The sequence below is a fragment of the Pseudomonas cistanchae genome (assembly GCF_054483635.1).
Map to the genome: position 1 here is coordinate 344,071 of NZ_JBTLWN010000005.1, position 26,294 is coordinate 370,364.

29 protein-coding genes, 1 tRNA gene and 1 pseudogene are annotated in these 26,294 nt (G+C 58.3%); 9 read left to right on the plus strand and 22 right to left on the minus strand.

Annotation, left to right across the window (positions count from 1 at the left end; genetic code table 11):
* Nucleotides 1-81: 81 nt before the first annotated feature.
* Both bamC and dapA read right to left on the minus strand, forming a co-directional pair.
* Complete coding sequence (bamC, locus tag ACX0MV_RS16005) at nucleotides 82-1,197, minus strand: NlpB/DapX family lipoprotein (protein WP_458983501.1); 1,116 nt, start codon at nucleotides 1,195-1,197, stop codon at nucleotides 82-84.
* Between the two features lie 17 nt (nucleotides 1,198-1,214).
* Nucleotides 1,215-2,093 (minus strand): 4-hydroxy-tetrahydrodipicolinate synthase, encoded by an 879-nt coding sequence (gene dapA, locus ACX0MV_RS16010; RefSeq protein WP_458983502.1) that lies wholly within the window; start codon nucleotides 2,091-2,093, stop codon nucleotides 1,215-1,217.
* Nucleotides 2,094-2,319: 226 nt separating this feature from the next.
* Here dapA and ACX0MV_RS16015 point away from each other — a divergent pair, with 226 nt between their 5' ends.
* Complete coding sequence (locus ACX0MV_RS16015; RefSeq protein WP_458983503.1) at nucleotides 2,320-2,877, plus strand: glycine cleavage system transcriptional repressor; 558 nt, start codon at nucleotides 2,320-2,322, stop codon at nucleotides 2,875-2,877.
* An 11-nt stretch (nucleotides 2,878-2,888) separates the two neighbouring features.
* Nucleotides 2,889-3,362, plus strand: a complete 474-nt coding sequence (locus ACX0MV_RS16020; protein ID WP_458983504.1) for a peroxiredoxin — start codon at nucleotides 2,889-2,891, stop codon at nucleotides 3,360-3,362.
* A gap of 50 nt (nucleotides 3,363-3,412) precedes the next feature.
* Here the strand turns inward: ACX0MV_RS16020 and ACX0MV_RS16025 are convergent, their stop codons facing one another.
* Nucleotides 3,413-3,664, minus strand: coding sequence for a sulfurtransferase TusA family protein (locus ACX0MV_RS16025; protein WP_458983505.1), 252 nt, complete (start codon nucleotides 3,662-3,664; stop codon nucleotides 3,413-3,415).
* Nucleotides 3,665-3,773: 109 nt separating this feature from the next.
* Here ACX0MV_RS16025 and ACX0MV_RS16030 point away from each other — a divergent pair, with 109 nt between their 5' ends.
* Nucleotides 3,774-5,207, plus strand: coding sequence for a M48 family metalloprotease (locus ACX0MV_RS16030; protein WP_458983506.1), 1,434 nt, complete (start codon nucleotides 3,774-3,776; stop codon nucleotides 5,205-5,207).
* Between the two features lie 53 nt (nucleotides 5,208-5,260).
* Here ACX0MV_RS16030 and nadA read toward each other — a convergent pair whose 3' ends face one another.
* From nadA to aspS, 16 genes are all read right to left on the minus strand, one after another.
* Nucleotides 5,261-6,319 carry a quinolinate synthase NadA gene (gene nadA / locus ACX0MV_RS16035; protein WP_458983507.1) on the minus strand — a complete coding sequence of 353 codons (1,059 nt, stop codon included), beginning with the start codon at nucleotides 6,317-6,319 and terminating at the stop codon, nucleotides 5,261-5,263.
* 172 nt (nucleotides 6,320-6,491) lie between these two features.
* Nucleotides 6,492-6,567 (minus strand) — tRNA-Lys (locus ACX0MV_RS16040).
* A gap of 59 nt (nucleotides 6,568-6,626) precedes the next feature.
* Nucleotides 6,627-7,298 carry a 7-cyano-7-deazaguanine synthase QueC gene (queC, locus tag ACX0MV_RS16045; protein WP_458983508.1) on the minus strand — a complete coding sequence of 224 codons (672 nt, stop codon included), beginning with the start codon at nucleotides 7,296-7,298 and terminating at the stop codon, nucleotides 6,627-6,629.
* Nucleotide 7,299: 1 nt separating this feature from the next.
* Nucleotides 7,300-7,947, minus strand: coding sequence for a 7-carboxy-7-deazaguanine synthase QueE (gene queE, locus ACX0MV_RS16050; RefSeq protein WP_458983573.1), 648 nt, complete (start codon nucleotides 7,945-7,947; stop codon nucleotides 7,300-7,302).
* Between the two features lie 192 nt (nucleotides 7,948-8,139).
* Nucleotides 8,140-8,958, minus strand: coding sequence for a tol-pal system protein YbgF (ybgF, locus tag ACX0MV_RS16055; RefSeq protein WP_458983509.1), 819 nt, complete (start codon nucleotides 8,956-8,958; stop codon nucleotides 8,140-8,142).
* Nucleotide 8,959: 1 nt separating this feature from the next.
* On the minus strand, nucleotides 8,960-9,457 hold the full coding sequence (gene pal, locus ACX0MV_RS16060) for a peptidoglycan-associated lipoprotein Pal (protein WP_458983510.1): 498 nt from the start codon (nucleotides 9,455-9,457) through the stop codon (nucleotides 8,960-8,962).
* A 66-nt stretch (nucleotides 9,458-9,523) separates the two neighbouring features.
* Nucleotides 9,524-10,825, minus strand: a complete 1,302-nt coding sequence (gene tolB, locus ACX0MV_RS16065; protein WP_458983511.1) for a Tol-Pal system beta propeller repeat protein TolB — start codon at nucleotides 10,823-10,825, stop codon at nucleotides 9,524-9,526.
* Nucleotides 10,822-11,772, minus strand: a complete 951-nt coding sequence (gene tolA, locus ACX0MV_RS16070; RefSeq protein WP_458983574.1) for a cell envelope integrity protein TolA — start codon at nucleotides 11,770-11,772, stop codon at nucleotides 10,822-10,824. Before tolA ends, tolB begins: the two co-directional genes overlap by 4 nt.
* Entirely contained in the window at nucleotides 11,769-12,221 is a 453-nt protein-coding gene (gene tolR / locus ACX0MV_RS16075; RefSeq protein WP_458983512.1) for a protein TolR, read from the minus strand. The genes tolA and tolR overlap by 4 nt, the downstream gene beginning before the upstream one ends.
* Before the next feature lie 34 nt (nucleotides 12,222-12,255).
* Nucleotides 12,256-12,951, minus strand: coding sequence for a protein TolQ (tolQ, locus tag ACX0MV_RS16080; protein ID WP_458983513.1), 696 nt, complete (start codon nucleotides 12,949-12,951; stop codon nucleotides 12,256-12,258).
* A gap of 15 nt (nucleotides 12,952-12,966) precedes the next feature.
* Entirely contained in the window at nucleotides 12,967-13,407 is a 441-nt protein-coding gene (ybgC, locus tag ACX0MV_RS16085; RefSeq protein ID WP_458983514.1) for a tol-pal system-associated acyl-CoA thioesterase, read from the minus strand.
* 52 nt (nucleotides 13,408-13,459) lie between these two features.
* A complete protein-coding gene (gene ruvB / locus ACX0MV_RS16090) occupies nucleotides 13,460-14,512 on the minus strand; it encodes a Holliday junction branch migration DNA helicase RuvB (RefSeq protein WP_458983515.1) in 1,053 nt (350 codons plus the stop codon).
* Nucleotides 14,512-15,117: a Holliday junction branch migration protein RuvA gene (gene ruvA, locus ACX0MV_RS16095; protein WP_458983516.1), complete on the minus strand. Its 606-nt coding sequence runs from the start codon at nucleotides 15,115-15,117 to the stop codon at nucleotides 14,512-14,514. Before ruvA ends, ruvB begins: the two co-directional genes overlap by 1 nt.
* A 20-nt stretch (nucleotides 15,118-15,137) precedes the next feature.
* Entirely contained in the window at nucleotides 15,138-15,662 is a 525-nt protein-coding gene (gene ruvC, locus ACX0MV_RS16100) for a crossover junction endodeoxyribonuclease RuvC (protein WP_458983517.1), read from the minus strand.
* Nucleotides 15,663-15,839: 177 nt separating this feature from the next.
* Nucleotides 15,840-16,589, minus strand: a complete 750-nt coding sequence (locus ACX0MV_RS16105; RefSeq protein ID WP_458983518.1) for a YebC/PmpR family DNA-binding transcriptional regulator — start codon at nucleotides 16,587-16,589, stop codon at nucleotides 15,840-15,842.
* Nucleotides 16,590-16,693: 104 nt separating this feature from the next.
* Nucleotides 16,694-18,469, minus strand: coding sequence for an aspartate--tRNA ligase (aspS, locus tag ACX0MV_RS16110; RefSeq protein WP_458983519.1), 1,776 nt, complete (start codon nucleotides 18,467-18,469; stop codon nucleotides 16,694-16,696).
* A 452-nt stretch (nucleotides 18,470-18,921) separates the two neighbouring features.
* On the opposite strand from aspS, the gene ACX0MV_RS16115 reads away from it, so the two are divergent.
* The 4 genes and pseudogenes from ACX0MV_RS16115 (at nucleotide 18,922) to ACX0MV_RS16130 (ending at nucleotide 21,339) form a co-directional block, all read left to right on the plus strand.
* The gene (locus tag ACX0MV_RS16115) at nucleotides 18,922-19,392 is read left to right on the plus strand and encodes a Dps family protein (RefSeq protein ID WP_458983520.1); all 471 of its coding nucleotides are present in this window, start codon (nucleotides 18,922-18,924) and stop codon (nucleotides 19,390-19,392) included.
* A gap of 100 nt (nucleotides 19,393-19,492) precedes the next feature.
* Entirely contained in the window at nucleotides 19,493-20,560 is a 1,068-nt protein-coding gene (locus tag ACX0MV_RS16120) for a GGDEF domain-containing protein (protein WP_458983521.1), read from the plus strand.
* A gap of 161 nt (nucleotides 20,561-20,721) precedes the next feature.
* A pseudogene (locus tag ACX0MV_RS16125) lies at nucleotides 20,722-21,042 on the plus strand (cold shock domain-containing protein membrane protein); the annotation flags it as partial.
* 72 nt (nucleotides 21,043-21,114) lie between these two features.
* On the plus strand, nucleotides 21,115-21,339 hold the full coding sequence (locus ACX0MV_RS16130) for a cold-shock protein (RefSeq protein WP_296217861.1): 225 nt from the start codon (nucleotides 21,115-21,117) through the stop codon (nucleotides 21,337-21,339).
* A 58-nt stretch (nucleotides 21,340-21,397) separates the two neighbouring features.
* Here the strand turns inward: ACX0MV_RS16130 and ACX0MV_RS16135 are convergent, their stop codons facing one another.
* Nucleotides 21,398-21,604, minus strand: a complete 207-nt coding sequence (locus ACX0MV_RS16135; RefSeq protein WP_458983522.1) for a SlyX family protein — start codon at nucleotides 21,602-21,604, stop codon at nucleotides 21,398-21,400.
* Nucleotides 21,601-22,032 carry an HIT domain-containing protein gene (locus ACX0MV_RS16140; RefSeq protein WP_458983523.1) on the minus strand — a complete coding sequence of 144 codons (432 nt, stop codon included), beginning with the start codon at nucleotides 22,030-22,032 and terminating at the stop codon, nucleotides 21,601-21,603. Before ACX0MV_RS16140 ends, ACX0MV_RS16135 begins: the two co-directional genes overlap by 4 nt.
* Before the next feature lie 636 nt (nucleotides 22,033-22,668).
* Here ACX0MV_RS16140 and ACX0MV_RS16145 point away from each other — a divergent pair.
* A complete protein-coding gene (locus ACX0MV_RS16145) occupies nucleotides 22,669-23,949 on the plus strand; it encodes an OprD family porin (RefSeq protein ID WP_458983524.1) in 1,281 nt (426 codons plus the stop codon).
* 74 nt (nucleotides 23,950-24,023) lie between these two features.
* Here the strand turns inward: ACX0MV_RS16145 and ACX0MV_RS16150 are convergent, their stop codons facing one another.
* Nucleotides 24,024-24,431 carry a PaaI family thioesterase gene (locus ACX0MV_RS16150; RefSeq protein WP_458983575.1) on the minus strand — a complete coding sequence of 136 codons (408 nt, stop codon included), beginning with the start codon at nucleotides 24,429-24,431 and terminating at the stop codon, nucleotides 24,024-24,026.
* Nucleotides 24,432-24,557: 126 nt separating this feature from the next.
* On the opposite strand from ACX0MV_RS16150, the gene ACX0MV_RS16155 reads away from it, so the two are divergent.
* A complete protein-coding gene (locus ACX0MV_RS16155; RefSeq protein ID WP_458983525.1) occupies nucleotides 24,558-26,273 on the plus strand; it encodes a proline--tRNA ligase in 1,716 nt (571 codons plus the stop codon).
* Nucleotides 26,274-26,294 lie beyond the last annotated feature (21 nt).

A 26,294-nucleotide genomic window follows, 5' to 3' on the forward strand; every position in this document is an offset into this window, starting at 1 on the left:
ATTTCCGCCTTTAAGAACGAAACAGGCGAAACCCACCGGGTTTCGCCTATTGGTATTACGGCAACAGGTTGAGCAGCACGCTTAACCCAGGTTGTCCTGGATCAGGTCCAGTACCCGGCGGGCCACGTCGGCAGGAGCGACGGTGTTGAGGTCCTTTTCAACAGTGACCTGCACGCTATCGCCGACCGGTGTCAGGCGGACCTGATAACGCTCGGCGCGGGCGTCGATGGTTTCCTTGTCCGGCTCGCTGCCAAATACGTTGCTGAAAAAGCCGGGCTTCTCGTCCGTCTGCGCGCGTTCCGCCAGGTTGACGTAGTAGACGCCAAGGCTGCGATTGAGGTCGTCGATGCGTACGTCGGCAAGCTCGAGCGAGCGACCCACGCCAGACCAGGCGCGGTCGAAATCGGCGCCAAGGTTCAGCACCGGATTGCCATTGCCATCCTCGGACAGGCTCACGCGACTGGGTGCATCGAAATCACGCGCGGCCAACAGGGAAACCGAGCCACCCTGTTCTACGCTGCGCGCCATGCTCGCAAGCATTTCATCGAGCAACGCGGCGTCCAGGGCTGCATTGTCGCCGCGGCTGGTGAACGCGACGTCAGCAGTGCTGCCGGCCGGGCGCTGGGCACTGACCACGAACACTTCACTGGTATTGCGCTGCACGCCCGGCTCGATGCGAACGCGAACGCGGGTCTCGCTATCGGCAGCGCCGCCGTTGGCGCTTCCGCTCAGGCGGGTCGCCATGCCTGCGGAAAGCTGGTCGAGGCGCTGCCATTCGGTGCTGAACTCACCTGTTTGCGGACGCTCTTCGGCGATGCGAAAACCGTTGTCCTCGAAGAACTGGCGCGCAACCGGCCACACCTCGGCAGGTACGCGCTGGGCCACCAGCCAACGCGACTCTCCGCTCTTCTGCAGACTGAATTCACTGGCATCGGCACGCACGGCCAATGCTTGCGGGCGCGGTACCTCGTACTCGCCTTCGGCGGTGCTGTCGGCGATCTGCTGCGGCACCGGCAGCAGTGGGTCCATACGCTTGGCGTTCACATCCGCCGGCAGCTGCATTGGCGCGGTTTGGCGTGCCTCGAGGTAGTCGCTACCGCGATCACGGAAATAGCCGTCTTCACCGTAGATCCAGCCACAACCGGCGGTGCTGGAAATGATCAGAGCAAGTGCAGAAAATCCGCCCAGTCGCTTCATGCGTAGTAATTCCTCAATTAAACCAATACGCCGCACTGGCGCAGGGCCTGACGCAGCGGTTCATGACAACGCGGGCTGAGCCAGGTCAGCGGCAAGCGGATACCGTTGGGCATCAAGCCCATTTCATTCAGGGCCCACTTCACCGGGATCGGGTTGGATTCGATAAACAGTGCTTTGTGCAACGGCATCAGACGGTCATTGATGGCGCGCGCCATGGCCGCCTCGCCGCGCATCGCTGCCGCGCACAGATCGCTCATCGCACGAGGCGCGACGTTTGCAGTTACCGAGATGTTGCCCTTGCCGCCCATGAGCATCAGCTCGACCGCAGTGGCATCGTCACCCGAGTACACGAGGAAATCCTTGCTGACTCGCTCGAGCACCTCCTGACCACGCTGCAAATCGCCAGTGGCTTCCTTGATGCCGATGATGTTGTCGATCTTGGATAGACGTTCGACGGTCTCGGGCAACATGTCGCATACGGTGCGACCAGGCACGTTATAGAGAATCTGCGGAATCGCTACCGCTTCGGCGATGTGGCGAAAATGCTGGTACAAGCCTTCCTGAGTCGGCTTGTTGTAATAGGGTGTGACCAGCAGGCAGGCATCGGCGCCTGCAGTCTTGGCATTTTCGGTCAGCTCGACCGCCTCCCGGGTGGAGTTGGCACCGGTACCGGCGATGACCGGAATACGTCCCGCTACCTGCGCGACCACACGTCGGATGACTTCGATATGCTCCGACACATCCAGCGTCGCCGACTCACCCGTGGTGCCGACCGCGACAATCGCATTGGTGCCTTCTTGCAGGTGGAAATCGACCAGTTTGCTCAGGCTATCCCAATCGAGACCACCTTTCGCATCCATGGGCGTAACCAGTGCCACCATACTGCCCGCAATCATGCAACCGCTCCTGCCGGAAAAAGAGAGCCGTAATGGTACTGGCGCCACCTGCCTTGCACAAGCGAAGTGCAAGGCCGCGAACAATCCATATCGGTGGCCGGGCAGCGGAATATTCGACAGTTCACCCCATCCATTGGCATTCCCCTGAGCAGCGCTTTTCGCTACCCTTCCGGCTTTGCTTGGCAGCGTGTCTCATGGCCAGGCGTCAATCGTTTAGGAAGGCTGCATGTCCACCCCCCCAGTTCGCGAACAATTTCTCCTTATTAGTGCACTCGGCCCCAATGCCATGGAGCTGACCAACGTCCTCTGTCGCACCAGCCACGAAAACCGTTGCGCCGTGGTCAGCACCCGCTTGAGCCGACACGGCGAATTCAGCGCACTGGTTTTGCAGATTTCCGGCAGCTGGGACGCGCTAGCGCGGCTGGAGGGTTCCCTGCCGGCGCTGGCGAAGAAGCACAGCTTCTCGGTCAATGTGATCCGTAGCGCCGCATCGGAAAGCCGGCCCCAGGCCCTGCCCTATGTTGCCTATGTCAGCTCGGCCTACCGTCCGGACATTCTCAACGAGCTGTGCCAGTTCTTTATTGATCATCAGGTCGAGCTGGAAAATCTCACCTGCGACACCTACCTGGCCCCGCAAACCGGCGGCACCATGCTCAACGCGACGCTGACCGTGACGCTGCCTGCAGGCACCCAAATCAGCTGGCTGCGCGATCAATTCCTCGACTTCGCCGACGCTTTGAACCTGGACGCCCTGATTGAACCCTGGCGCCCACAGAACCCTTAAAGGAACCCTGTATGGCGGTTGCCCTCGACACCCCGGTTAGCGACTTTCAAGCCCAGGCCACCAGCGGCCAGCAGATCCAGCTTTCTGCATTGCAGGGCCAACAAGTCGTCATCTATTTCTATCCGAAAGACAGCACGCCCGGCTGCACGACCGAAGGTCAAGGCTTTCGCGACCAGTACGCGGCGTTTCAGGCCGCCAATACCCTGGTGTTCGGCGTCTCCCGAGACAGCCTGAAGTCCCACGAAAACTTCAAATGCAAACAGGCGTTCCCGTTCGAGCTGATCTCAGACAAGGACGAAACCCTGTGTGAGCTGTTCGATGTGATCAAGTTAAAAAAGCTTTATGGCAAGGAATACCTGGGCGTAGACCGCAGCACTTTTCTGATCGACAAGGCCGGCGTTCTGCGTCAGGAATGGCGTGGGGTCAAGGTTCCTGGCCACGTGGAAGCAGTGTTGGCCGCGGCGCAGGCATTGCATTCGGCCTAATGGATTGGCCACGCCCGACTCTGCTCGGCCGGCAACTAAACCTGGCAGGCTCAGGCCTTGCGAAGCCAGTATTGATACACGCCATTGACAGCCGCTTCGCGCAACAGCTGATTGCCAGACAGTTGTGCAAAAGCGCGAAAATCCCGCTGCGAACCGGCATCGGTGGCCGTCACTTTAAGCACCGCACCGCTGGCCAAGCGGTTCAGTTCCAGCTTGGCTTTCAGCAACGGTAACGGGCAATTCAGCCCACTGGTGTCGAGCTCGGCGTCGCAGGCCTCGCTCCATTTCTGTACATCGCTCATGCCATCCTCCTATGAAACACGGCGCAGCATAACCAAGGCGGTGCAGGCCTGGCCAGGCACGCGCATACCCGGCTACAGTACCGGCCTTTGATTGCCAAGAGCTGCATGCATGAATCTTCTGCGCCCTACCCTGCTGACGCTCGTCTGCCTGGCCGCCGCGCCTGCCATGGCAGACGACCTGCCGTCGCTTGGCGACGCGAGTTCGGCCATCGTTTCCCCTCAACAGGAACATCAACTGGGTCGTGCATGGCTGAGCCTGGTCCGCGGTCAGGTCAGCCAGCTGTCGGACCCGCAGCTCAAGGATTTCGTCGAGAGCAGCGTCTACCGCATCAGCGAAACCAGCCAGCTGCAGGATCGTCGTCTGGAGTTCGTGCTACTCGACAGCCCGCAGATCAACGCCTTTGCTGCACCCGGCGGCATTATCGGAGTGAATGGCGGATTGTTCCTGTATGCGCAAACCGAGGCTGAGTACGCCTCGGTCATGGCACACGAACTCGCGCATTTGTCGCAACGCCATTTCGCCCGCGGAATGGAAGCTCAGCAACGCATGCAGATTCCCGTGATGGCGGGCCTGCTCGCCGGGATAGTCGCAGCAGCAGCCGGCGCCGGTGATGTCGGCATTGCCGCCATCGCCTCGACACAGGCCGCCGCAATGCAGGAACAGCGGCGTTTCTCTCGGCAAAACGAGCAGGAAGCCGACCGCATCGGTTTGGTCAACCTGGAAAAAGCCGGCTACGACCCCCGCGCCATGCCAAGCATGTTCGAGCGCCTGATGCGCCAGTATCGCTATGACCGCAGGCCCCCGGAATTCCTGCTGACTCACCCGGTTTCCGAATCGCGGATTGCCGACACCCGCAACCGCGCCGAGCAATACGCCGAAGGCGGTAACTCGGACAGCTTGCGTTATCAGTTGATGCGCGCCCGGGTGCAGTTGATTTACGAGGACACTCCCGGCCTCGCCGCCAAACGCTTTCGCGCCATGCTTGACGAAAACCCCAAGCTGGATGCCGCGCGCTATGGCCTGGCCATCGCCCAGGTCAAACGCGGCCAGCACGGAAAAGCCCGGGAAACTCTGCAACCGCTGCTACAGAAAGCACCGAACGACATCACCTATAACCTGGCGCAGGTCGAGTCGGACATCGCGTCCTCGCGGCTGGCCGAAGCCCAGAGTCGTATCGAGCGGCTGCTGGTGCTTTACCCGCGCAACTACCCGGTGAACCAGGCGCATATCGACCTGCTGATGAAGCAGGGTCGTATCCAGGAAGCCGAACGAGCCCTCGACGCGCTTCTCAAGACCCGCGGCAAAGACCCGGATGTCTGGTATCTAGTGGCGGAAGTTCGCGGCCTCAGCGGCAACACCATTGGCCTGCACCAGGCGCGGGCCGAGTTCTTCGCTCTGGTCGGTGATTACGATCAGGCAATCGAGCAGCTCGATTTCGCCAAGCGGCGCACCACCAACAACTTCCAGTTAGCCTCTCGCATCGATGCGCGCCAGCGGGAACTGCTGGACGATCAACGCGCCATCGAAGACATGCTGCGTTAACACGCGAGCATAAAAAAGCCCGGCATCGCCGGGCTTTTTTATGCTCGCAACTGTCAGGCATTACCCGCCAGTTTGAGCCGCGCGGCCTGGGTAAAATCGAGCATGCGCTTGAGCGGCTTGATTGCCCGCGGAATCAGCGCCGGGTCGACGAATATTTCGTTGCTGCCCTCACGCAAGCAGCTCAACGTCCGCTCCAGCGTGTTCATCGCCATCCACGGGCAATGGGCGCAGCTGCGGCAGGCGGCGCCGTTACCGGCGGTCGGCGCCGCGACAAATACCTTGTCCGGACACAGCTGCTGCATTTTGTAGAAGATGCCGCGGTCGGTGGCGACGATAAAGGTCTTGTTCGGCATTGATTGTGCGGCCGCGATCAACTGGCTGGTGGAACCCACCGCATCGGCCAAATCAATGACCGCAGTTGGCGACTCTGGGTGTACCAGGACGGCAGCGTCCGGGTACAACGCCTTCATGTCTTCCAGTTGCCTGGCCTTGAATTCCTCGTGCACGATGCAGGCGCCGTCCCACAACAGCATGTCGGCACCCGTCTTATTCTGGATATACCGACCCAGGTGCTGATCCGGCGCCCAAATGATGCTCTCACCGTTGTCCATCAGGTGTTCGACAATCTCCACCGCACAGCTGGATGTCACCACCCAGTCGGCACGGGCTTTTACCGCTGCCGAGGTATTGGCGTACACCACCACGGTGCGCTGCGGATGCTGATCGCAGAATGCGGCGAACTCCTCGACCGGGCAGCCCAGGTCCAGCGAGCAGGTCGCCTCCAGGGTTGGCATCAGCACACGCTTTTCCGGATTGAGAATTTTCGCGGTTTCGCCCATGAACTTGACCCCGGCCACCAGCACCGTTTGCGCAGCATGGGCATTGCCGAACCGCGCCATCTCTAGCGAGTCGGAAACGCAACCACCGGTTTCCTCGGCCAATGCCTGCAGCACCGGGTCGCAGTAGTAATGGGCGACCAGCACGGCATTCTGCGTCTTCAGCTCAGCAGCGATTTCCGCGCGATAGAAAACTTCCTGTTCGGGAGTCAGCGGCTTGGGTTGCTTGGCATCCAGATGGGCCTGGACCAGAAGGCGTTCGGAAATCTGCGTCATGTCATCGGGCCTGAGGAGGTCTAGCGGCGAGAGGCGAAGTATACCCGCCAGTCGAGCGGGAACGCACAGGCTGAAACGAGGCGCACGCCATCGCTAAAACCCGCGCAAAAAAAATCCCGAAAGGCCACGAATGGCACCCTCAGGATTTTTATACCTTCCGTAGAAGGAAATATGGTGGGTCGTGTGGGATTCGAACCTACGACCAATTGGTTAAAAGCCAACTGCTCTACCAACTGAGCTAACGACCCAACGCGAGGCGCATGATACTGATTTAATTCGGTAATTCAACACTTCGCAAAGGCTTTTTTTAGAAATAACGCGTGGGATCGTCCAGCCCCGCGGCGGCGAAACCGGCGGCACGCAGGCGGCAACTGTCGCACTTGCCGCACGCCCGACCTTGCTCATCGGCCTGGTAACAGGACACCGTCAATCCATAGTCGACGCCCAGTCGCCCCCCTGTCTGAACGATCTCTGCCTTGGTCATGAACTGCAACGGCGCCTGGATGCGGAAGCCCTCTCCTTCTACACCCGCCTTGGTCGCCAGATTTGCCATTCGCTCGAAGGCCTCGATGAACTCGGGACGGCAATCCGGATAACCGGAGTAGTCCACCGCATTGACACCGATAAAGATATCGCGCGCACCGAGCACTTCGGCCCAACCGAGCGCCAGGGAGAGGAAGACCGTATTGCGCGCAGGCACGTAGGTCACCGGAATGCCTTCGGTTTCGCCCTCGGGCACGGCGATACTGGTATCGGTAAGCGCCGAACCACCGATACCGTTGAGATTAAGCCCGATTACCTTGTGCTCAATCACGCCCAGCTGCCGAGCCACGCGCTGCGCCGCCTCCAGCTCAGCGCGGTGACGCTGGCCATAATCGAAACTCATGCTGTAGCAGCTGTAGCCATCGGCCTTGGCCATCGCCACGACGGTTGCCGAATCCAGCCCGCCTGATAAGAGAATCAGCGCCTTCTTGGTCATATCAATGTCCCGGCTCGTCGTTCCAGAGAATCTTGTGCAGTTGCATCTGCAAGCGCACAGGCAGGTTGTCGGCGATGATCCATTCGGCCAGCGAGCGCGCGTCCAGTTCGTGATGACTGGGCGACATCAGCACTTCGCCGGCGCGCTTATCCAACTGGTACTGGATGAGTTTGGTAACCGCCCAATCGTAATCTTCGCGGGAGCAGATCACGAACTTGACCTGGTCGTTGGGCGTGAGCAGCTCGATATTCTCGTAGCGATTGCGCACGACCTCCGCCGATCCCGGCGTTTTCAGATCAAGCACTTTGCTGACCCGCGAATCGACGGCAGATACATCCAGCGCCCCGCTGGTTTCCAACGATACTTCGTAGCCCGCGTCGCACAGGCGCTGGAGCAGCGGGATGCAATTGGGCTGAGCGAGGGGTTCGCCACCGGTCACGCAGACGTAGCGCGGCTTGTAACCGGCAACCTGCTCGATGATGGCGTCCAAAGACCGTATCTCACCGCCGCTGAAGGCATAGGCGGTGTCGCAGTATTGGCAACGCAAAGGACAGCCGGTGAGGCGGACGAACACGGTCGGCAAGCCGGCGGTGCGCGTCTCGCCCTGCAGCGAGTAGAAAATCTCGGTAATGCGCAGGGTTTCTTGCATATCAGCCACGGGCGTGACGGCTAAACAGGCCATCCGCCTCCGTTGCGGGAAAAGGGGCGCGAATTGTATACGAAAAAAAACCGGGAGACATTTTTAACGTCGCGAATAACGGCTCGCGGGAGGGAACCAAGATCGCAGCCCATAAAAAACCCGCGCAAGGCGCGGGTTTCTTGATCAGGATGCAGCAGCCTTTTACGGCAGGCGCTGCAAATCGCGCTGAGCCAATTGCGCAGCCGAACTACCGGGATACTGGGCAACGACCTGATTGAGGATGCCTTTAGCCTTGTCGGTATTACCCAAGCGCTGCTCCACATCAGCAAGCTTGAACAGTGAATCAGGTACCTTGGTGTGGCTCGGGTAGGCCTGACTGACTTTTGCAAATGCCTGGCCAGCACCCTGGAGATTGCCCTGCGCCAGATTCACCTCGCCAAGCCAATACTGCGCGTTGCCGGCGTATTGGCTGTTTGGGTATTTGCGCAGAAAGGCACTGAAAGCCTGATTGGCTTTATCGAAGTCCTTGGACTTGATCAGATCAAAGGCCGCTTCGTAAAACAGTTTTTCCTTAGCGGGGTCGGCCGGCTCAGCTCCGCTGGACGCTTGCGTCTGCCCGGCAGGAGGTGTTGGCGTACCGCTGGCATCTATCGCGCCAGCAGCTGGAGAATTTGAGTTAGCAGCACCTACAGCGCCACTACTAATACGCTGATCAAGATCCTGATAACGCTCCAGGCTCTCTTGTTTCAATTGCTGAATTTCGTTTTGCTGCTCTTCGAGCATGCCGCGCAACTGCGCGATTTCCTGCTGCATCTGCTGCAGCTGGCTGAACAGCATGCCTTGCGCGGAGGCAGGGGCTTGCGCCTCTCCCCCCGCGTAGGCGCCGGACGTGCCGTAACCGCCTGCCGGATAGCCACTGCTGCCAGAACTGGCATTGCCATCCATTACGGGAACCTCAGCCAACGCCGCGAGCGGCAGGCAGAGAGCCAAAACGGTTAAAGCACGACGGCACGTTCGCATATTACTTACGCAGTTCTACGCGACGGTTCTGAGCCCAGGACTGCTCGTCGTTGCCGGTAGCAATCGCACGCTCTTCGCCGTAAGAAACCAGTTCCAGCTGAGCTGGGGAAACACCCTGCAGTACCAGGTAGCGCTGAACGGCTTTAGCACGGCGCTCGCCGAGAGCCATGTTGTATTCACGAGTACCGCGCTCGTCAGCGTGGCCTTCCAGAACGACGCGAGCGCCATTGCCTTTCAGGTCTTTGGCGTGAACGTCCAGAGCGCGCATGGCTTCTGGCTTCAGGTCAGAGCTGTCGTATTCGAAGTAGAAGGTGGTGATAGCGCGCAGAGCAGCTTCTTCGCTCAGGCTGCCATCAACGGCACCGGTGTCAGCGCCGTAGCCAGCGTTCGGATCAACAGCGCCTTCGCCAGCAGCATCACCGCCTTTCGAGGAGCAACCTACAGCTACGGCCAGAGCCAGGCTCAGTGCAGCAAACTTACCAAATTTCAGCATTTCCATCGTGTAACTCCTAATGAACCCCAGTGTGTTAAAGCAGTACTTCTATTTAAACGGTGTAGCGCCGCGTCAGTTCAGGTAAGGGGACCAAGAAGGCTCTCGAACTTCGCCTTGAGCGGTAGGAAGAGGGAGCCTAACGCGACCATTGGTGGACGCTAACATCAAGACTCCCCGCCCCTGCTGGCGGGTGGCGTAGATTATCATGGTGCCGTTGGGCGCAACAGTGGGCGACTCATCCAGACTGGTGTCCGAAAGAATGCGCGGAGCACCGCCTCGAGCCAGGTCCATCGCCGCCACCTTGAATACGGTGAAGCCGTCCTGGCGATGGATCATCACCAGGGTTTTTTCATCTGCGGACAGTTTCGGATTGGCGTTGTAGTTGCCAACAAAAGTCACGCGCTCAACCGAACCGCTGTTGATGTTGGTCTTGTAGATCTGTGGTTTACCCGACCGATCCGATGTGAAGTAGATGGTTTGACCGTCCTTGCCCCAGAAGGGTTCGGTATCAATTGAGCCCTGGTTGGTCACCCGGCGCAGCTGGCGAGTCCCCATGTCCATCACATAGATTTCAGGGTTTCCGTCACGGGAGAGAACGAATGCCAGGCGGTTACCGTCTGGCGACCAGGACGGTGCACCGTTCAGCCCCTCGAAATTGGTGATCTGCTCGCGACGGCCCGTATCAATGTGTTGAACGAAGATGCGCGGGCGCTTCTGTTCGAACGAGACATAGGCAATGCGGCGGCCATCTGGCGCGAACGACGGCGACAGGATTGGTTCGCGCGACTGCAACAGGGTGACGGCCCGGGCGCCGTCATAGTCGGAGCGCTGCAGGGTGTAGCGCGTGTTGTTCACCGAAAAGCGCTCGGCGGTGACGTACAGCATCCGCGTGGAAAACGCGCCTTTGACGCCGGTCAGCTTTTCGAACGACTGGTCGGCGATGTGGTGGGCCATGTCGCGCAGTTGATCAGTGCCTCCGCCCACACTTCCGGTCAACACCTGCTGTTCGGTCGCCACATTGAAAAGCGCGAACTGCACCTGCAGACGCCCGCCATTCGGAACGATATTGCCGACCAGCACGTACTGAGCGCCTAGAGCCTTCCAGTCGCGATAGATCACTTCGCTGGCCTGAGTCGGCAGACTGATCATGTTCTGCCGCGGGATCGGCTCGAAAACCCCAGAATTGCGCAGATCGTTGCCGATGATCTCAGCCATGTCTTCTGGCAGCACGGTGCCGCTTTGCCAGCCGAATGGAACAACCGCAATTGGGGTTGCACGGTCGGTACCACTGCTGATCACCAATGGATCAGCCGCCTGCACCGCGCCGACCAACATGGTCAGACTGAGCAGGACAATACGCATCAGGGTATTCACAGACCTAAATCCTCCGGTTTAAAGACGGCACGACGCTGCCGGTAAAGACGATCAAAAGTGGCGCGGTCAAGCTGCTGCATTTCGGCAATACGGCCAACGTTACGCACCGCTTGCACCGCTGAATTATCAAAGGGTGAGTCGCCGCTGGAACGTGTCACACTGGCATTGGTGATGGTGCCATCCGGCAGCATTTCAATCAGTACCTCTACGCTCATGCCGTTACGCGCGGATGGCGGACGTCGCCACTGCTGACTGACCAGCATGACGATCAGATCATCCAGGCTGCCAGCCACCTCGTCACCAACGGTATCGGCGATGGCTTGCTGGCGACCGACGTCTTCAGACAGCAGTTCAGCCAGGGCAGCAGCCTTCTTGTCTTCTACCGCCTTGCGCTGGGCTGCCTCTGCCGCCTTCTTCTTGGCGTCATCGGCTTTTTTCTTTTTCGCAGCCTCGGCGGCGGCTTTTTTCTTGGCCTCCTCCGCCGCTTTTTTCTTGGCGTCTTCAGCGGCTTTTTTCTTCGCCGCTTCATCAGCCGCTTTCTTCTTGGCTACATCGGCCAGCTTCTTCTGTTCTGCCGCCTTTTTCTCGGCATCAGCCTTCTTGGCAGCTTCCGCTTTCTGAGCCTCTTGAGCTTTCTTTTGTTCCGCTGCCTTGGCCGCCACTTTCTCCTGCTCAGCCTTTTTCTGCTCAAGCTGTTCGGTTTCGTAAATGGGTGCAGCGGTTTTCTTGGTTTCCCCGGCAATCTTTTGATTGGTTTGGGTAGTGGCCTGGCTCTGCGACTTCAGTTGATAAAGGGTCGCCTGTACCACCGGCTTGGCAGGCGGAAGGTCCGGAGCAAAGGCAAAGCTGACGAACAGCATGGCGAACATCAGCACGTGCAGCGTCACAGCCCAAACCAGCGGCCAGAACAGGCTTTCCGAAGGGGAGCGCTCGCGTTGCTGCATCAGGGCGCCTCGGTGATAAGCCCGACGTTACCGACGTCAGCTTGCTGCAACCCGCCCATGGCCGCCATGACCGTGCCGTAATCGACCGACTTGTCGCCGCGAACGAACACTTGCACCTGCTTACCCTGGCTGCGGCTCTGGTTGATGATCGCCGTAACCGCACGGGTCATTTCTTCCAGCGTCATGGCTTGGTCCTGCACGGTATCGACATCGACCTCGGTGCCCATATTCCAGTAATAGGATTTGTCGGCCTTGATCGAAATGGTGAGTACCTGAGCGTCGTTGTCCTGCGGCAGGACTTCACTGCTGACTTGCGGAAGATCAACCTTGACGCCCTGATTGAGCATGGGCGCGGTCACCATGAAAATTACCAGCAGTACCAACATCACATCGATGTAGGGCACCACGTTCATCTCGGCGACGGGCTTGCGTCTGTTGCGAATTCTGGCCATGGCTTGAGAAACCTGTAGTGAGAGCGCCTAAGGCTTAGTCGTCGCTGGTGTGCACTTTACGGTGCAGGATCGCCTGGAACTCATCGGCGAAGGTGTAGTAACGCCCGATCAGCATCTCGCCACGCGCGGCGAAGCGGTTATAGGCGATCACCGCAGGAATCGCCGCGAACAGCCCGATTGCCGTGGCAATCAGCGCCTCGGCAATACCAGGGGCCACGGTGGCCAGGGTGGCTTGCTGAACCTGAGCCAGACCGCGGAAGGAGTTCATGATCCCCCACACGGTGCCGAACAGGCCGATGTAAGGGCTGGTGGAGCCGACGGTTGCAAGAAACGGCAGGCTCTGTTCGAGCTTTTCTTCTTCACGTGAAATAGCCACGCGCATCGCACGCGCCACGGCATCCATCACCGCATCTGGGTCGACGCCCTGCTGCTGACGCAGGCGCGAAAACTCTTTGAAGCCTGCGCGGAAAATCTGCTCGAGACCAGAATCGGGATCGGGATTGCTGCCCGCCTGGCGATACAATTTGGACAGGTCGATGCCAGACCAGAAACGTTCTTCGAAGTTATCCAGCGCACGCTTTGCGGCACGCAGCAAGGTACCGCGCTGAAAGATCATGACCCACGAAGTGACCGATGCGGCCACCAGCGTCAGCATCACCAGTTGCACCACCAAACTGGCGTTGCTGATCAGACTCCACATCGACATATGGTCAACGGCGTTGGCTTCCACGCTTACTCTCCTGCTCTAGATGTACTCGCGCCCCCCTGCTCGGCTAAAGGCCGCACGCAGGGGTTGGGGAATGGCGCGAGGTTTCAAATTGTCGGCGCCCACACAGGCCACCAAAAACTGCCCTTCGCAGAGCAGCACATCATCCGCAACCCGCCGGACCTGCTGACGAAAACGCAGGCTGACGCGGTTCAACTCGATCACATCGGCACTCACCCGCAACTCGTCGTCCAGTCGCGCCGGCGCGTGGTAACGCGCTTCAGCAGAATGCACGACGAACAACAGGCCCTCACCTGCCAGCAATGACTGAGAAAAACCCAGATCACGTAGCCGCTCGGTGCGAGCCCGTTCCATAAATTTTAGGTAATTGACGTAGTAGACGATGCCGCCCGCATCGGTGTCTTCGTAATAAACCCGACAATGGTGGGCGAAAGACTGAACTCCGTTTTGCGCGCGCATACTCTAGTGCCAGCCCCCGTTCTTGCCAATCGTCTTTATCAAGTATTTTTCCTTACTCATCATCGCTGGCAAATAAGTCAGCGGTCGGCAATTCACCCATGCGCTTGGGCACGTTAAGGCCGAAGTGCAAATAAGCGTGACGGGTTACCACCCTACCCCGCGGGGTGCGCATGATGTAGCCCTGCTGAATCAGATAAGGCTCGAGTACATCCTCGATGGTATGACGCTCTTCGCTGATGGCCGCGGCCAGGCTGTCCACACCCACCGGCCCCCCGTCGAACTTTTCGATCATGGTCAAGAGCAAGCGGCGATCCTGATGATCGAAACCGTGCTCGTCGACATCCAGCAGATTCAACGCGAGATCGGCAATCTGGCGGGTGATCTCGCCCTGTCCGCGCACCTCGGCAAAATCACGCACACGGCGCAGCAGACGGTTGGCAATACGCGGCGTGCCGCGCGCGCGCCGGGCAATCTCGAATGCGCCTGCGGGCTCGATCGGCAAATGCAGAATCCCGGCGGAGCGCATGACGATGGTCGCGAGATCATCGACATTGTAAAACTCCAGACGCTGAACAATGCCAAAGCGATCCCGCAGCGGGTTGGTCAGCATGCCTGCGCGAGTCGTGGCGCCCACCAGGGTAAAGGGTGGCAAATCCAGCTTGATCGAACGTGCCGCAGGCCCCTCGCCGATCATGATGTCGAGCTGGAAGTCCTCCATGGCTGGATACAGGACTTCCTCGACAATTGGCGAAAGACGGTGGATCTCGTCGATAAACAGCACATCGCCCGGCTCGAGATTGGTCAGCAACGCTGCCAGATCACCAGGGCGCTCGAGCACCGGGCCCGAGGTGCTTTTGATCGAGACGTTCATTTCCTGGGCGATGATATTGGCCAGCGTGGTCTTGCCCAGGCCAGGCGGGCCGAAAATCAGGGTGTGGTCCAGCGCCTCGCCCCGTGCCCGCGCGGCCTGGATGAAGAGCTCCATCTGCTCGCGAACACTGGGCTGGCCGATATAGTCAGCCAGCTTCAACGGGCGAATGGCCCGATCCACCTGTTCGTCGCGATCGCGCGGCGCAGCGGTAATCAGTCGATCAGCTTCTAGCACTACAGCATTCCCTTGAGGGCTCGACGAATCATATCTTCACTGCTCAGGCCATCTTCCTTAATGGCTGAGACGGCGCGACTGGCTTCCTGGGGTTTATAACCAAGAGAAATAAGTGCGCTGACCGCATCATTCTCCGCGTTTGTGACTGCGCCGTTACTGCGAGGTTCAACCACTAGCGTGCTCATTCCGGGTACGGTTTCCCAGGCTTTGAAACGATCCTTCAGCTCGACCAGCAAGCGCTCGGCGGTTTTCTTGCCGACGCCCGGAATTTTCACCAGCACCGAGGTATCTTGAGCCTGCACGCAGCGCACCAGCTCATCGACCTCGAGACCGGACATCAGCGCCAGCGCCAGCTTGGGCCCGACGCCATTGAGGCGGATCAACTCGCGAAACAGCTCGCGCTCGCGCTTCTCGAAAAAGCCATACAGCAGGTGGGCATCTTCCCGCACGACCAGATGGGTGTGCAGCGTCAACGGCTCGCCCACCGCTGGCAAACGGTACAAGGTTGTCATGGGCACTTCCAGCTCGTAACCCAGGCCATTCACATCCAGAATCACATGGGGCGGATGTTTTTCCGCCAGGGTACCGCGCAACCGTCCAATCACCGCTGCTTCCTTTAATGACGTTACAAGCGAAGACGCCCAGCGCGCCGTTTAGCGCCGACCAGGCCATGGGGAATCAGGCTTTGCCGGTGATGGGCATGGCACAACGCGATGGCCAGAGCGTCAGATGCATCGATCTGCGGCTTTTGTATCAGCTTGAGCAGGTGCATGACCATCATCTGCACCTGCTCCTTGTCCGCACCACCCGTACCGGCAATGGCCTGTTTGACCTGGGTCGCGGTGTATTCGGCGATATCCAGACCCGCTTCGATCCCGGCCACGATCGCCACGCCACGCGCCTGACCAAGCTTGAGCGCGGAATCAGGATTACGCGCCATAAACACCTGTTCGATGCCCATGGTCACCGGCCCGTAGGTTTCGATGACTTCGCGTACGCCGCGAAACACGATCTGCAGGCGCTCTGGCATCGAGCCGCTGCCCGTGCGAATACAGCCTGAGGCGACGTACTCGCAACTGCGCCCGGTGTCGCGCACCACACCGTAGCCGGTGATGCGCGAACCCGGGTCGATTCCAAGAATCAAGGTCATCTACTGCCGCCTACTCGGATCATCGCTCTCAGCAAGATCGACCGCACTGTCTATTTATCCAGTTGGCGAGTATAGGGGCAGCCCACGCTGGCGTCACCTTGAATGCGCATACGTGCTCACCATGAAAAATCCGGACGTGCCCGAGACGACTTCCGGCTCCGCCAGCAGCAACTGCAGTCAGCCCAAGTGCTCCATGATTTCGTCTGGGATCTCGGCGTTGTGATAGACGTTCTGTACGTCATCGAGGTCTTCAAGCATGTCGATCAGCCTGATCACTTTCTGCGCAGTTTCCAGGTCAGTAATAGGCGCGGAAATCGACGGAATCATTGATATCTCGGCCTCGTCACCCTTGAACCCGGCAGCGCTGAGCGCCTCGTTCACCGCATGAAAGTCGGCGAATGCGGTGTAGACCTCCACCGAGCCGTCATCGTTGCTGGCGATATCATCGGCACCCGCTTCTAGCGCGGCTTCCATTAGCGGCTCTTCCCCAACCCCTGGGGCATAGCTGATATGGCCCTTGCGCTCGAACATATAAGCCACCGAACCATCGGTTCCGAGGTTGCCGCCACACTTGGTAAAGGCATGACGCACCTCAGCAGCGGTGCGATTGCGGTTGTCGGTCATGGCCTCGACGAAGATCGCCACGCCGCTTGGCGCGTACCCTTCATAGGTCAGCTCGATCATGTTATCGGCTTCGTCGTTACCGGCACCCCGTGCGATGGCGCGGTCGATGACGTCACGCGACATATTGGCCGTCAGCGCCTTGTCAACTGCCAGACGCAGACGCGGGTTGTCTGCCGGGAGCGGCCCGCCATGCTTGGCAGCAACGGTCAGTTCACGAATCAGCTTGGTGAAGATCTTGCCGCGCTTGGCGTCCTGACGCCCTTTGCGGTGCTTAATGTTGGCCCACTTGGAATGACCAGCCATAACTCACTCCGGTTGTTTCACATTCGGTATCGAGGCGTGAGAGCTTGAGTCTCTCCGTCCTGCCATAAAGAAGAAGCCTGGAAAACCAGGCTTCTTTTGACGCTTTATTCGGCTTTCGGCTGCTCGCGCAGGCGAATATGCAGTTCGCGCAGCGACTTGTTATCCACTTCACCCGGAGCCTGAGTCATGACGCAGGCCGCGCTCTGGGTTTTCGGGAAGGCGATCACTTCCCGGATCGACTGCGCACCGGTCATCAGCATGACCAGACGATCCAGGCCGAAAGCCAGACCGCCATGGGGTGGTGCGCCGAATTTCAGCGCATCGAGGAGGAAGCCGAACTTCTCCTGCTGCTCGTCTTCACTGATGCCAAGTACGCGGAATACGGTCTGCTGCATGGATTTGTCGTGGATACGAATCGAACCGCCACCCAGCTCGGTGCCGTTGAGCACCATGTCATAGGCGCGCGACAGCGCTGCCGCCGGGTTGGCCTCCAGTTCAGCCGGGCTGCACTTCGGCGCGGTGAACGGGTGATGCATGGCGGTCAGGCTGCCGTCGTCGTTCTCTTCAAACATCGGGAAATCAACGACCCACAGCGGTGCCCACTCGCAAGTCAGCAGGTTGAGGTCATGGCCCAGCTTGATGCGCAGCGCGCCCAGGGCTTCGCTGACGATCTTGGCCTTGTCGGCACCAAAGAATACGATGTCGCCATCCACTGCACCGACGCGATCAAGGATCACGTTGATGTTGTCCAGCGGGATGTTCTTGACGATCGGCGACTGCAAACCTTCGACACCCTTGGCGCGCTCGTTGACCTTGATATAGGCCAGGCCCTTGGCGCCGTAGATGCCGACGAACTTAGTGTAGTCGTCGATCTTGCTGCGCGGCATGCTCGCCCCGCCCGGGACGCGCAAGGCGGTCACACGGCACTTCGGATCGTTGGCCGGACCGCTGAACACCTTGAAGTCGACGGCTTGCAGCTGGTCGGCCACATCCACAAGTTCCAGCGGGTTGCGCAGGTCTGGCTTGTCGGAACCAAAGCGACGCATGGCTTCGGCCAGGGTCATGTGCGGCAGCTCGCCGAACTCGACGCCCAGCACTTCCTTGAACAGCTGGCGAATCATCTTCTCGGTGATGGCCATGATGTCGGCTTCATCGAGAAAGCTGGTTTCGATGTCGATCTGGGTGAATTCCGGCTGGCGGTCGGCACGCAGGTCTTCGTCGCGGAAGCACTTGGCGATCTGGTAGTAGCGGTCGAAGCCCGCCACCATCAGCAATTGCTTGAACAGCTGCGGTGATTGCGGCAGGGCGAAGAAGCTGCCGGCGTGGGTGCGGCTCGGCACCAGATAGTCACGCGCGCCTTCAGGAGTAGCGCGGGTAAGGATCGGCGTCTCCACATCGAGGAAGCCGTTGTCGTCCAGGTAACGACGGATGCTGCTGGTGATGCTTGAGCGCAACTTCAGCTTGGCCGCCATTTCAGGCCGGCGCAGGTCGATAAAGCGATAGCGCAGACGGGTTTCTTCGCCCACGTCGGTGTATTCGTTAAGCGGGAACGGCGGAGTTTCCGCCTCGTTCAGCACTTCCAGCTCATAGCCGAGCACTTCGATGGCGCCGGAGGCCATGTTGGCGTTGCCGGCACCGGCTGGGCGCAGACGCACCTTGCCGGTGATCTTGACCACGTACTCGCTGCGCACCTTGTCGGCAGCGGCAAAAGTATCGGCGCGATCAGGATCGAAAACGACCTGGGCCAAACCCTCACGGTCACGGATATCGAGGAAAATCACCCCGCCATGGTCGCGACGGCGGTGAACCCACCCGCAAAGAGTAATTTCCTGACCGTCCAGGCTCTCGTTCAATTGCCCGCAATAATGGCTGCGCATCATGGTGGTAGTCGCTTCTCTTGAGTCTTGAATTCGTTGGGCCGCATTAACGGCGCGCTTGTTCCGGATAATGCCTGGCGGCAGATACACGCGGTATTTGCATGTGCAATGTCGAGTGGGCACTTGGGCCGGGGTAACTTGACGAACCGTCTCGTTACCAGACTGCCTCGACAGCGGTCAGCGGCAAGCGCGGGATTATATATGGTTAAGCGGCCGCTTGCAGCCAAGGCCCTGAGCCGCGCCACGCACGCATGCAAAAGCAGGCGAACTCCCCAATATCGGCTTGCCCGGCAACGAGCAACGAATCCTCGCGAAACAATCGATCTGAACCGCCAGTTCAATAGGTTCTGACAATTTCTTTTATTGAAATAAACCAACATCGGCTTGTACATCGCTTGTGCTAGCCTCCGAACATCGTTGGGCCAGCTGATGCCCTAACTAAGAGGAGATATGGCATGGAAATCAACATTGGAATAGACGAACAGGATCGGGCTGCGATCGCCGAGGGTCTCTCCCGCCTGCTGGCTGATACCTACACCTTGTATCTGAAAACCCATAATTTTCATTGGAACGTCACCGGGCCAATGTTCAACACCCTGCACCTGATGTTTGAAGGGCAGTACAACGAGCTTTCGCTGGCGGTCGATCAAATCGCCGAACGCATTCGTGCCCTCGGTTTCCCGGCTCCTGGCACCTACGCTGCCTATGCGCGCTTGTCGTCGATTAAAGAAGAAGAGGGAGTACCGGCCGCTTCCGACATGATCAAGCAACTCGTTCAAGGCCAGGAAGCGGTGGTACGTACCGCCCGCGGCATCTTCCCGCTACTTGATAAAGTCAGCGATGAACCGACCGCTGATCTGCTTACCCAGCGCATGCAGGTCCACGAAAAAACCGCGTGGATGCTGCGCAGCTTGCTGGCGGCGTAATCAAATAGTGAAAGGCCCAGCATGTCTGGGCCTTTTAGTATGCGCCTGACATAGGCCTGTTCTATGCTCTGCACACCAGCGACTGGCCACCGTGACGCGCATGATCAAGCCAAACAAAACCCCTTCCATCATGGAGCTCTACCCCGAGGAAACTCGCGAGGCGGCTGCCCTACTGCGGCAAGCCGTGCCCCTGATGATGCGCCACGACATCCCGCCAAATCCCGTGCACTACGCGCTCTGGTACACCTACAGCAAAGGACACGAGCCTGAGCTCAATCAACGCCTAGACAACGCACTCAAGGATTTCGACAGTTTCCCACCGGAGGTCGCCACCAAACTCTTTCATGACTATGTCATCCGCGGCGAGATCGAAGAGGCGCGCGCCGGCCAACGGCAGGTGATCGAACTGGTGGATGACATCGAGGACGACGTCACCTCCAACGTTCTCGGCAGCCGAAACTACCAGACCAGCCTTGAGGTCGGCCTCGCGGCACTGCAAGAGCCCGTTACCGACGATCTACCCCAGGTCCTGATCGAGCTCCAGGAAAGCACTCAGCAGATGCACGAGCTGCAAGGTAAATTCTTGTACCGTTTGCACGCGGCTCAGGAGCAAATCAAGCACCTACGCGGCCAACTGGAGCGCGCCCATATCGCCGCAACACTGGACAGCCTGACGCAAGTATTCAACCGTCACGCGTTCAATCGGTTACTGGAGAAGGCACTTAGCAACGGGCATGAAGGCGTCGCGCTGATAATGCTGGATATCGATCACTTCAAGGATTTCAACGACCAATACGGTCACCCACTGGGCGACCGCGTACTCCAGCACGTGGGCAAACTGATGCGCGAGCTTCTCCCTGCCAATGCCATGGCTGCGCGATATGGCGGCGAAGAGTTTTGCGTCATCCTGTGCGACAGCCCGGACGTGGCGCAAACCTACGCAATCGCCAACCAGTTGCGCTTGAAGATTCAATCCCTGCGAATCAAAGTTCGCAGCACCGATAAGGTGCTCGATAGCATCACGGCTTCGTTTGGCCACGCCCAAGCGCAAGCGGGTGATGATCTGGAGCGTTTGCTTACCCGAGCGGATGATGCGCTCTATGAAGCCAAACGTAACGGCCGTAATCAGGTTCACCCCGCCGCACCGGTGGATGCGCTTAGCGCCTGATTTGAGTCGCCTTCCTCTTTGCTGTTAAATACGCCCGTGCCGCCGACCGAGGCTTCTGGTAGGCGCATAGGCTGCTCGCGCGTCCATCCAATACCTTTATCTATGGCAACTTCGCGCAGCCATCTTCCTCGTTGATCCTTAATTTAGTGAGTTCATTGAACATGTTGAAAATTGTCCACTTGGCAGCGGGCTTTGTCGCTCTTCTGTTGTCCTTTGTTCCTAGCGTTAATGACGGCGCACAGCCATTTTTGCAACAACCCGATGCACTGTGCCTCGCCTTGTTTGGCTTGCTTAATCTGATATTGGCACCGCAACTTCCAATCTGGCATGCGGGCCTGCGCCATCACATGCAGAATCTGGTTTCGGCCCTGCTCATACTGGCTACCTTGCTACAAGCTCTAATCCTACTGGCACCACTGCCTGTGATCGCCAATCAACCCGCAAGCCTATTCAGCCTGCTCACCGTTCTGGTTGCGGTACTTCTGCATCTGGCTACCAATCTGCGCATGCGCAGCCGCCGCACGACGGCAACCACTACCAGCAGCTCGCATGACATGACCGATCGCGAGACCGGTACCGTGAAGTGGTTCAACACATCCAAAGGCTTCGGCTTTATTTCCCGCGACTCCGGCGACGATATATTCGTGCACTTTCGCGCTATACGCGGCGAAGGGCATCGCGTCTTGGTCGAGGGCCAACGCGTCGAGTTTTCCGTCATGCAGCGCGACAAGGGCCTGCAAGCTGAAGATGTAATTGCAGCGCTGCCTGCTCGTCGTTAATCTGACTTGAACCTGAAAAACCCGCCTTCAGCATCTTGCAGGCGGGTTTTTTACGCCTTCAATAATGAGGCGGCGGGGCCTCTTCCTCAGTCATGTCAAACTGGCCGTGCAAGTCTTGCTGGCGCTTCGCCAGAGCTGCAAGCTGCAATTGCATGCGCTCCAACAGGCGCTGCTGTGCAACCAGTACATCGTTAAGCGCCTGGATGGTGTCATCCTGAAACGCCAGACGACTCTCCAATTCGTTGACTCGCTCTTCAATGTTCAACGTGCCACCTCGGTAAAGCTGAAGTTATCCGCCAGCGCCCGCTGCATTTTTTCCTTAATGCTCGCCATCTGCGCATCCGTATAGGGCTCGGCAGGATGCTTGCCCCAAACCGGAGCGGGCCATGCCGCGTCGCCTTCATGACGCACAATCACATGCATGTGCAGCTGACTGACGACGTTACCCAGCGTCGCGATATTCATTTTGTCGGCGGCAAAGATACCTTTAAGCTTTTCCGCCAGTGACGCGGTTTCCCGCCATAAAACCTGCTGGTCGACCACGCTCAGCTGAAAGACCTCACTTATGGCTTCGCGACGCGGAACCAGAATGAACCACGGATAATGTGCATCGTTCATCAGCAGCAGCCGACACAATGCAAAGTCGCCGAGGGGCAAGGTGTCTTGCTGTAAACGTGCATCCAAAGCAAACATATGTAGCTCTCCATTTATTCGGCGCGTTTTAGCCCAAGACCAAAGCTACAGGATACGCAGTCGCTGCTCGTTAACAAACGCCCACCTACATCACTGCCGCCTCACGCACCAACAACAACAGCCTTTACCGAATGCGTGCACCAATTTGTTTCTTCCCGTAATGCACAAAACCGTCTGAGGTTACAAATGAGCTTCCCCAGCCATCTGCACCTTCACAACTACAACGCTAACTGCTCGACCTCACGCTCCCCTGCAAGGCTCCAACCGTGCTAATCAACAGACCAGATGAGCTGCAGCGCAGTTGGGGTTGCCCTTTTGACAAGACGCAGCAAAAATAAGCTGAAAGGATTCAACCTTGAGCACGATTTTTGCTTAATCTTTAAGAGGTGCCAAGCACTAGCGTGCAGCAGACCTGACACATACGCCCGTCGGGGTACAGCACGGTGGAATCTACAAAAATGCGACATTCTTTTTCGTCTTTTGCGACACAAACGATAAGAATTTCAATCGAATAGATTCCAACTATCGCCATAACCGGCTGCGTGCTATAAGTTACCGCCGACACAAAAAGAAAGAGCTGTCCATACAACAATCAGATGGGCGGCGCAACTCTTCTAAAACCAAGGAGCAATCACGATGCAAGTGATGAAGTGGAGCGTTATCGCCCTCGCAGTAACCGCGGGCACTACCCAAATGGCAGCCGCCTCGAGCCAATCCGAGTCCAAAGGCTTTATCGAAGATACTAGCTTCAACATCTTCAATCGCGCCCTCTACATGAACCGTGACTTCCGTAATGGCGGCACCAACGGCGCAAGCACTTCCGCTAACCCAGCTGGCTACCGTGAAGAAACCGGCCTGGGCATCCGCCTCCTGCTGGAATCTGGCTTCACCCAAGGCACCGTAGGTGTTGGCGTGGACGCACACTCGCTGTCCAGCATCAAAATCGACGGCGGTCGTGGTAAGTATGGTAATGGCTTGTTTGATCAAACCAGCGACGGCCGTGGCGATGACACCCAGACCGAAGTCGGTGGCGCAATCAAGTTCCGTGTTTCCGATACCGTACTCAAACACGGCAACATGTTTGTCGGCAGCCCAGTATTTTCGACCGACGACAGCCGCATCCTGCCGGAAGTCGCTACCGGTACCTACTTGGTCAGCAACGAAATCGAAGGCCTGGAACTCAGCGCCGGTCGCTTCACTGCCCTGAGCAGCCAAGCCTCTTCTGATCGCGACACCGTTGAATTGACCGAAGGCGACATCGTCGGCGCCAGCTACGCCTTCACTGATAATTTCAATGCAGCCATTCACCATGGCAACTTTGAGGATTATCACAAGAAGACCTACCTGAACTTGAACTACACCCTGCCGCTGGCTGAAGAGCAGTCGCTGAACTTCGACTTCAATGCCTACCGCACTACCGATGAAGGTGATGCGCTGGCTGGCGAGATCGATAACAAGATCTGGAGCTTGGCAGCTGCCTATAGCCTTGGCGCCCATAAGTTTACCCTGGCCCACCAGCGTTCTTCCGGTGACACTCGCTACTCTTACGGCGTTGTCGATGGCGGTGGCACTGTATGGCTGAACAACTCGGTTCAGTTTTCTGATTTCGATGGTCAAGATGAAAAATCCTGGCAGGCTCGTTACGACCTCGACATGACTACCTTCGGCGTACCAGGCTTGAGCTTCATGAGCCGCTACATCACTGGTGAAGATATCGCTACCAGCTCGGGCGAAGAAGGCAAAGAGCACGAGTGGGACTTCGAAGCCAAGTACGTTATTCAAGATGGCGCTGCAAAGGATCTCTCCTTCCGTGTTCGTCACGCTATCTGGCGCGCCAACGACGCATACAATGCTGATTACAGCTCTGACTTGAATGACACCCGCCTGATCGTCGAGTACCCGCTGAGCGTTCTGTAATTTAGCGGTTTTTTGTTAGCGATGTGAAAAGCCCGGCTTATGCCGGGCTTTTTTATTTGGATTGCTTATTGAACCTAAAGCGGCAGCGCATATGTTCCCGTGACATGCGCAACTAACTCATCTTCATTCCCTGCCGAATAAAGCGAAACCTCGCAAACAGCCTGCCTCCTGCTTAACCGAAGAATCCGCGCCTCAGCCAGCAGGTCCACCGGTTTAGGTTTGACCAAGAAGTTGATATTGAGATTTGAGGTTACCGCCATCTCCACCCGCCCTAGCCTACCTAGAACCACTGCATACATCGCAGCATCAGCCAGCGACATGATGGTCGGTCCAGACAATGTACCCCCAGGCCGCACCAGCTTAGCGTGAAAAGGTACTCGTGCTAGCACGCCATTAGCATCCAGCCTATCGATACACAGGTTGATATCTTCGGCCATTGGCAACCCCGCACGTATCAGCGCCTGCACTTGCTCAGCCGTCAGTCCCGACATAACTTTTGCTTCCCCCACGTGTTCTTCCACTCAGACCCAGCAACCTGTACGTCACTGTATCGGCACCGTACAATGCCGGCCTACCGAAAGCCCTCGCAACCGACAAAACGGCCAAACATGCGTACCAGTCAGTTTCTGCTCTCCACTCTTAAAGAAACCCCGTCCGACGCCGTCGTGATCAGCCACCAGTTGATGCTGCGTGCCGGGATGATTCGCAAACTTGCTTCCGGCCTCTATACCTGGCTACCGATGGGTCTGCGCGTGCTGCGCAAGGTTGAAAGGGTCGTACGCGAAGAAATGAATGCCGCGGGCGCTCTTGAAGTGCTGATGCCCGGCATTCAGCCTGCCGAGTTGTGGCAGGAATCGGGTCGCTGGGAGCAGTACGGCCCGGAATTGCTGCGCATGAAAGACCGCCATGGTCGCGACTTCTGCGCGGGTCCGACCCACGAGGAAGTGATTACTGATCTGGCACGCAATGAGCTGAACAGCTACAAGCAGCTGCCGATCAATCTGTACCAAATTCAGACCAAATTCCGTGACGAAATTCGCCCGCGCTTTGGCCTGATGCGCGGCCGCGAATTCATCATGAAGGATGCCTACTCCTTCCACGTCGACCAGGCATCGCTGCAAGAAACCTACGACCGCATGCACCAGGCCTACTGCAACATCTTTACTCGCCTGGGCCTGAACTTCCGCCCGGTGCAGGCTGATACAGGCTCCATCGGCGGCACCGGCTCCCATGAATTCCACGTACTGGCTGACTCAGGCGAGGACGATATCGCCTTTAGCGACAGCTCGGACTATGCGGCCAACATTGAAAAGGCCGAAGCCATACCGCGAGAAACCGTGCGTGCGGCTGGCAGTGAATCGCTGCGTCTGGTCGAAACGCCAAACTGCAAGACCATCGACGACTTGGTTACCCAGTTTGACCTGCCGATCGAGAAAACCGTTAAAACACTTGTGGTACACGGCGCAGAAGCCGGAACACTGATCGCGCTGATTATTCGCGGGGATCACGAGCTAAATGAAATCAAGGCGGCCAATCTGCAACAGGTTGCCAGCCCGCTGGTGTTCGCCTCGGAAGCGGAGCTGCGTGCGGCCATCGGTGCGGGCGCCGGCTCCCTGGGCCCACTGAACCTGCCGCTGCCATGCATCGTTGATCGCTCCGTGGCACTGATGAGCGACTTTGCAATTGGCGCCAACATCGACGACAAGCATTACCTGGGCGTCAACTGGGAGCGCGACCTGCCGCTTCCCGAAGTAGCCGACCTGCGCAACGTGGTGGCGGGCGATCCGAGCCCCGATGGCAACGGCACTCTGGAGATCAAGCGCGGCATCGAAGTCGGGCATATTTTCCAGCTGGGCACCAAGTACAGCCAGGCATTGAACTGCCAGGTTCTGGGCGAATCCGGCAAGCCGGTCACGCTAACCATGGGTTGCTATGGCATCGGCGTATCGCGGGTAGTGGCCGCAGCCATTGAGCAGAACAACGACGAGCGCGGCATTCTCTGGAACGATGCGCTGGCGCCCTTCCAGATCGCCCTCGTGCCGCTGCGCTATGAAACCGAGGCAGTACGCGAAACTACCGATAGCCTGTATGCGCAACTTACCGCCGCGGGTTACGAGGTGTTGCTCGATGACCGTGACAAGAAAACCAGCCCCGGCATCAAGTTCGCCGATATGGAGCTGATCGGCATTCCGCACCGCATTGTGGTGAGTGATCGCGGGCTGGCTGAAGGCAATGTGGAGTACAAGAGCCGTCAGGATACCGATGCTCAAGTGGTTGCCGCGACCGAGATCATGTCGTTCATCCAAGCGCGCGTGTGCCGTTGATCCAGTCTTAATCAAGAGTCG

What these genes read in the sequence shown, in the direction of transcription:
- tolR (WP_458983512.1), bottom strand. Translation starts at nt 12,221, where the DNA reads ATGGCCAGAATTCGCAACAGACGCAAGCCCGTCGCCGAGATGAACGTG.
- queC (WP_458983508.1), bottom strand. Translation starts at nt 7,298, where the DNA reads ATGACCAAGAAGGCGCTGATTCTCTTATCAGGCGGGCTGGATTCGGCA.
- ACX0MV_RS16115 (WP_458983520.1), top strand. Translation starts at nt 18,922, where the DNA reads ATGGAAATCAACATTGGAATAGACGAACAGGATCGGGCTGCGATCGCC.
- aspS (WP_458983519.1), bottom strand. Translation starts at nt 18,469, where the DNA reads ATGATGCGCAGCCATTATTGCGGGCAATTGAACGAGAGCCTGGACGGT.
- ACX0MV_RS16025 (WP_458983505.1), bottom strand. Translation starts at nt 3,664, where the DNA reads ATGAGCGATGTACAGAAATGGAGCGAGGCCTGCGACGCCGAGCTCGAC.
- ruvC (WP_458983517.1), bottom strand. Translation starts at nt 15,662, where the DNA reads ATGACCTTGATTCTTGGAATCGACCCGGGTTCGCGCATCACCGGCTAC.
- nadA (WP_458983507.1), bottom strand. Translation starts at nt 6,319, where the DNA reads ATGACGCAGATTTCCGAACGCCTTCTGGTCCAGGCCCATCTGGATGCC.
- bamC (WP_458983501.1), bottom strand. Translation starts at nt 1,197, where the DNA reads ATGAAGCGACTGGGCGGATTTTCTGCACTTGCTCTGATCATTTCCAGC.
- queE (WP_458983573.1), bottom strand. Translation starts at nt 7,947, where the DNA reads ATGCAAGAAACCCTGCGCATTACCGAGATTTTCTACTCGCTGCAGGGC.
- ACX0MV_RS16140 (WP_458983523.1), bottom strand. Translation starts at nt 22,032, where the DNA reads ATGTTTGCTTTGGATGCACGTTTACAGCAAGACACCTTGCCCCTCGGC.
- ACX0MV_RS16130 (WP_296217861.1), top strand. Translation starts at nt 21,115, where the DNA reads ATGACCGATCGCGAGACCGGTACCGTGAAGTGGTTCAACACATCCAAA.
- ACX0MV_RS16020 (WP_458983504.1), top strand. Translation starts at nt 2,889, where the DNA reads ATGGCGGTTGCCCTCGACACCCCGGTTAGCGACTTTCAAGCCCAGGCC.
- ybgC (WP_458983514.1), bottom strand. Translation starts at nt 13,407, where the DNA reads ATGCGCGCGCAAAACGGAGTTCAGTCTTTCGCCCACCATTGTCGGGTT.
- ACX0MV_RS16145 (WP_458983524.1), top strand. Translation starts at nt 22,669, where the DNA reads ATGCAAGTGATGAAGTGGAGCGTTATCGCCCTCGCAGTAACCGCGGGC.
- ACX0MV_RS16030 (WP_458983506.1), top strand. Translation starts at nt 3,774, where the DNA reads ATGAATCTTCTGCGCCCTACCCTGCTGACGCTCGTCTGCCTGGCCGCC.
- ACX0MV_RS16155 (WP_458983525.1), top strand. Translation starts at nt 24,558, where the DNA reads ATGCGTACCAGTCAGTTTCTGCTCTCCACTCTTAAAGAAACCCCGTCC.
- ACX0MV_RS16105 (WP_458983518.1), bottom strand. Translation starts at nt 16,589, where the DNA reads ATGGCTGGTCATTCCAAGTGGGCCAACATTAAGCACCGCAAAGGGCGT.
- ybgF (WP_458983509.1), bottom strand. Translation starts at nt 8,958, where the DNA reads ATGCGAACGTGCCGTCGTGCTTTAACCGTTTTGGCTCTCTGCCTGCCG.
- ACX0MV_RS16015 (WP_458983503.1), top strand. Translation starts at nt 2,320, where the DNA reads ATGTCCACCCCCCCAGTTCGCGAACAATTTCTCCTTATTAGTGCACTC.
- ACX0MV_RS16120 (WP_458983521.1), top strand. Translation starts at nt 19,493, where the DNA reads ATGATCAAGCCAAACAAAACCCCTTCCATCATGGAGCTCTACCCCGAG.
- pal (WP_458983510.1), bottom strand. Translation starts at nt 9,457, where the DNA reads ATGGAAATGCTGAAATTTGGTAAGTTTGCTGCACTGAGCCTGGCTCTG.
- dapA (WP_458983502.1), bottom strand. Translation starts at nt 2,093, where the DNA reads ATGATTGCGGGCAGTATGGTGGCACTGGTTACGCCCATGGATGCGAAA.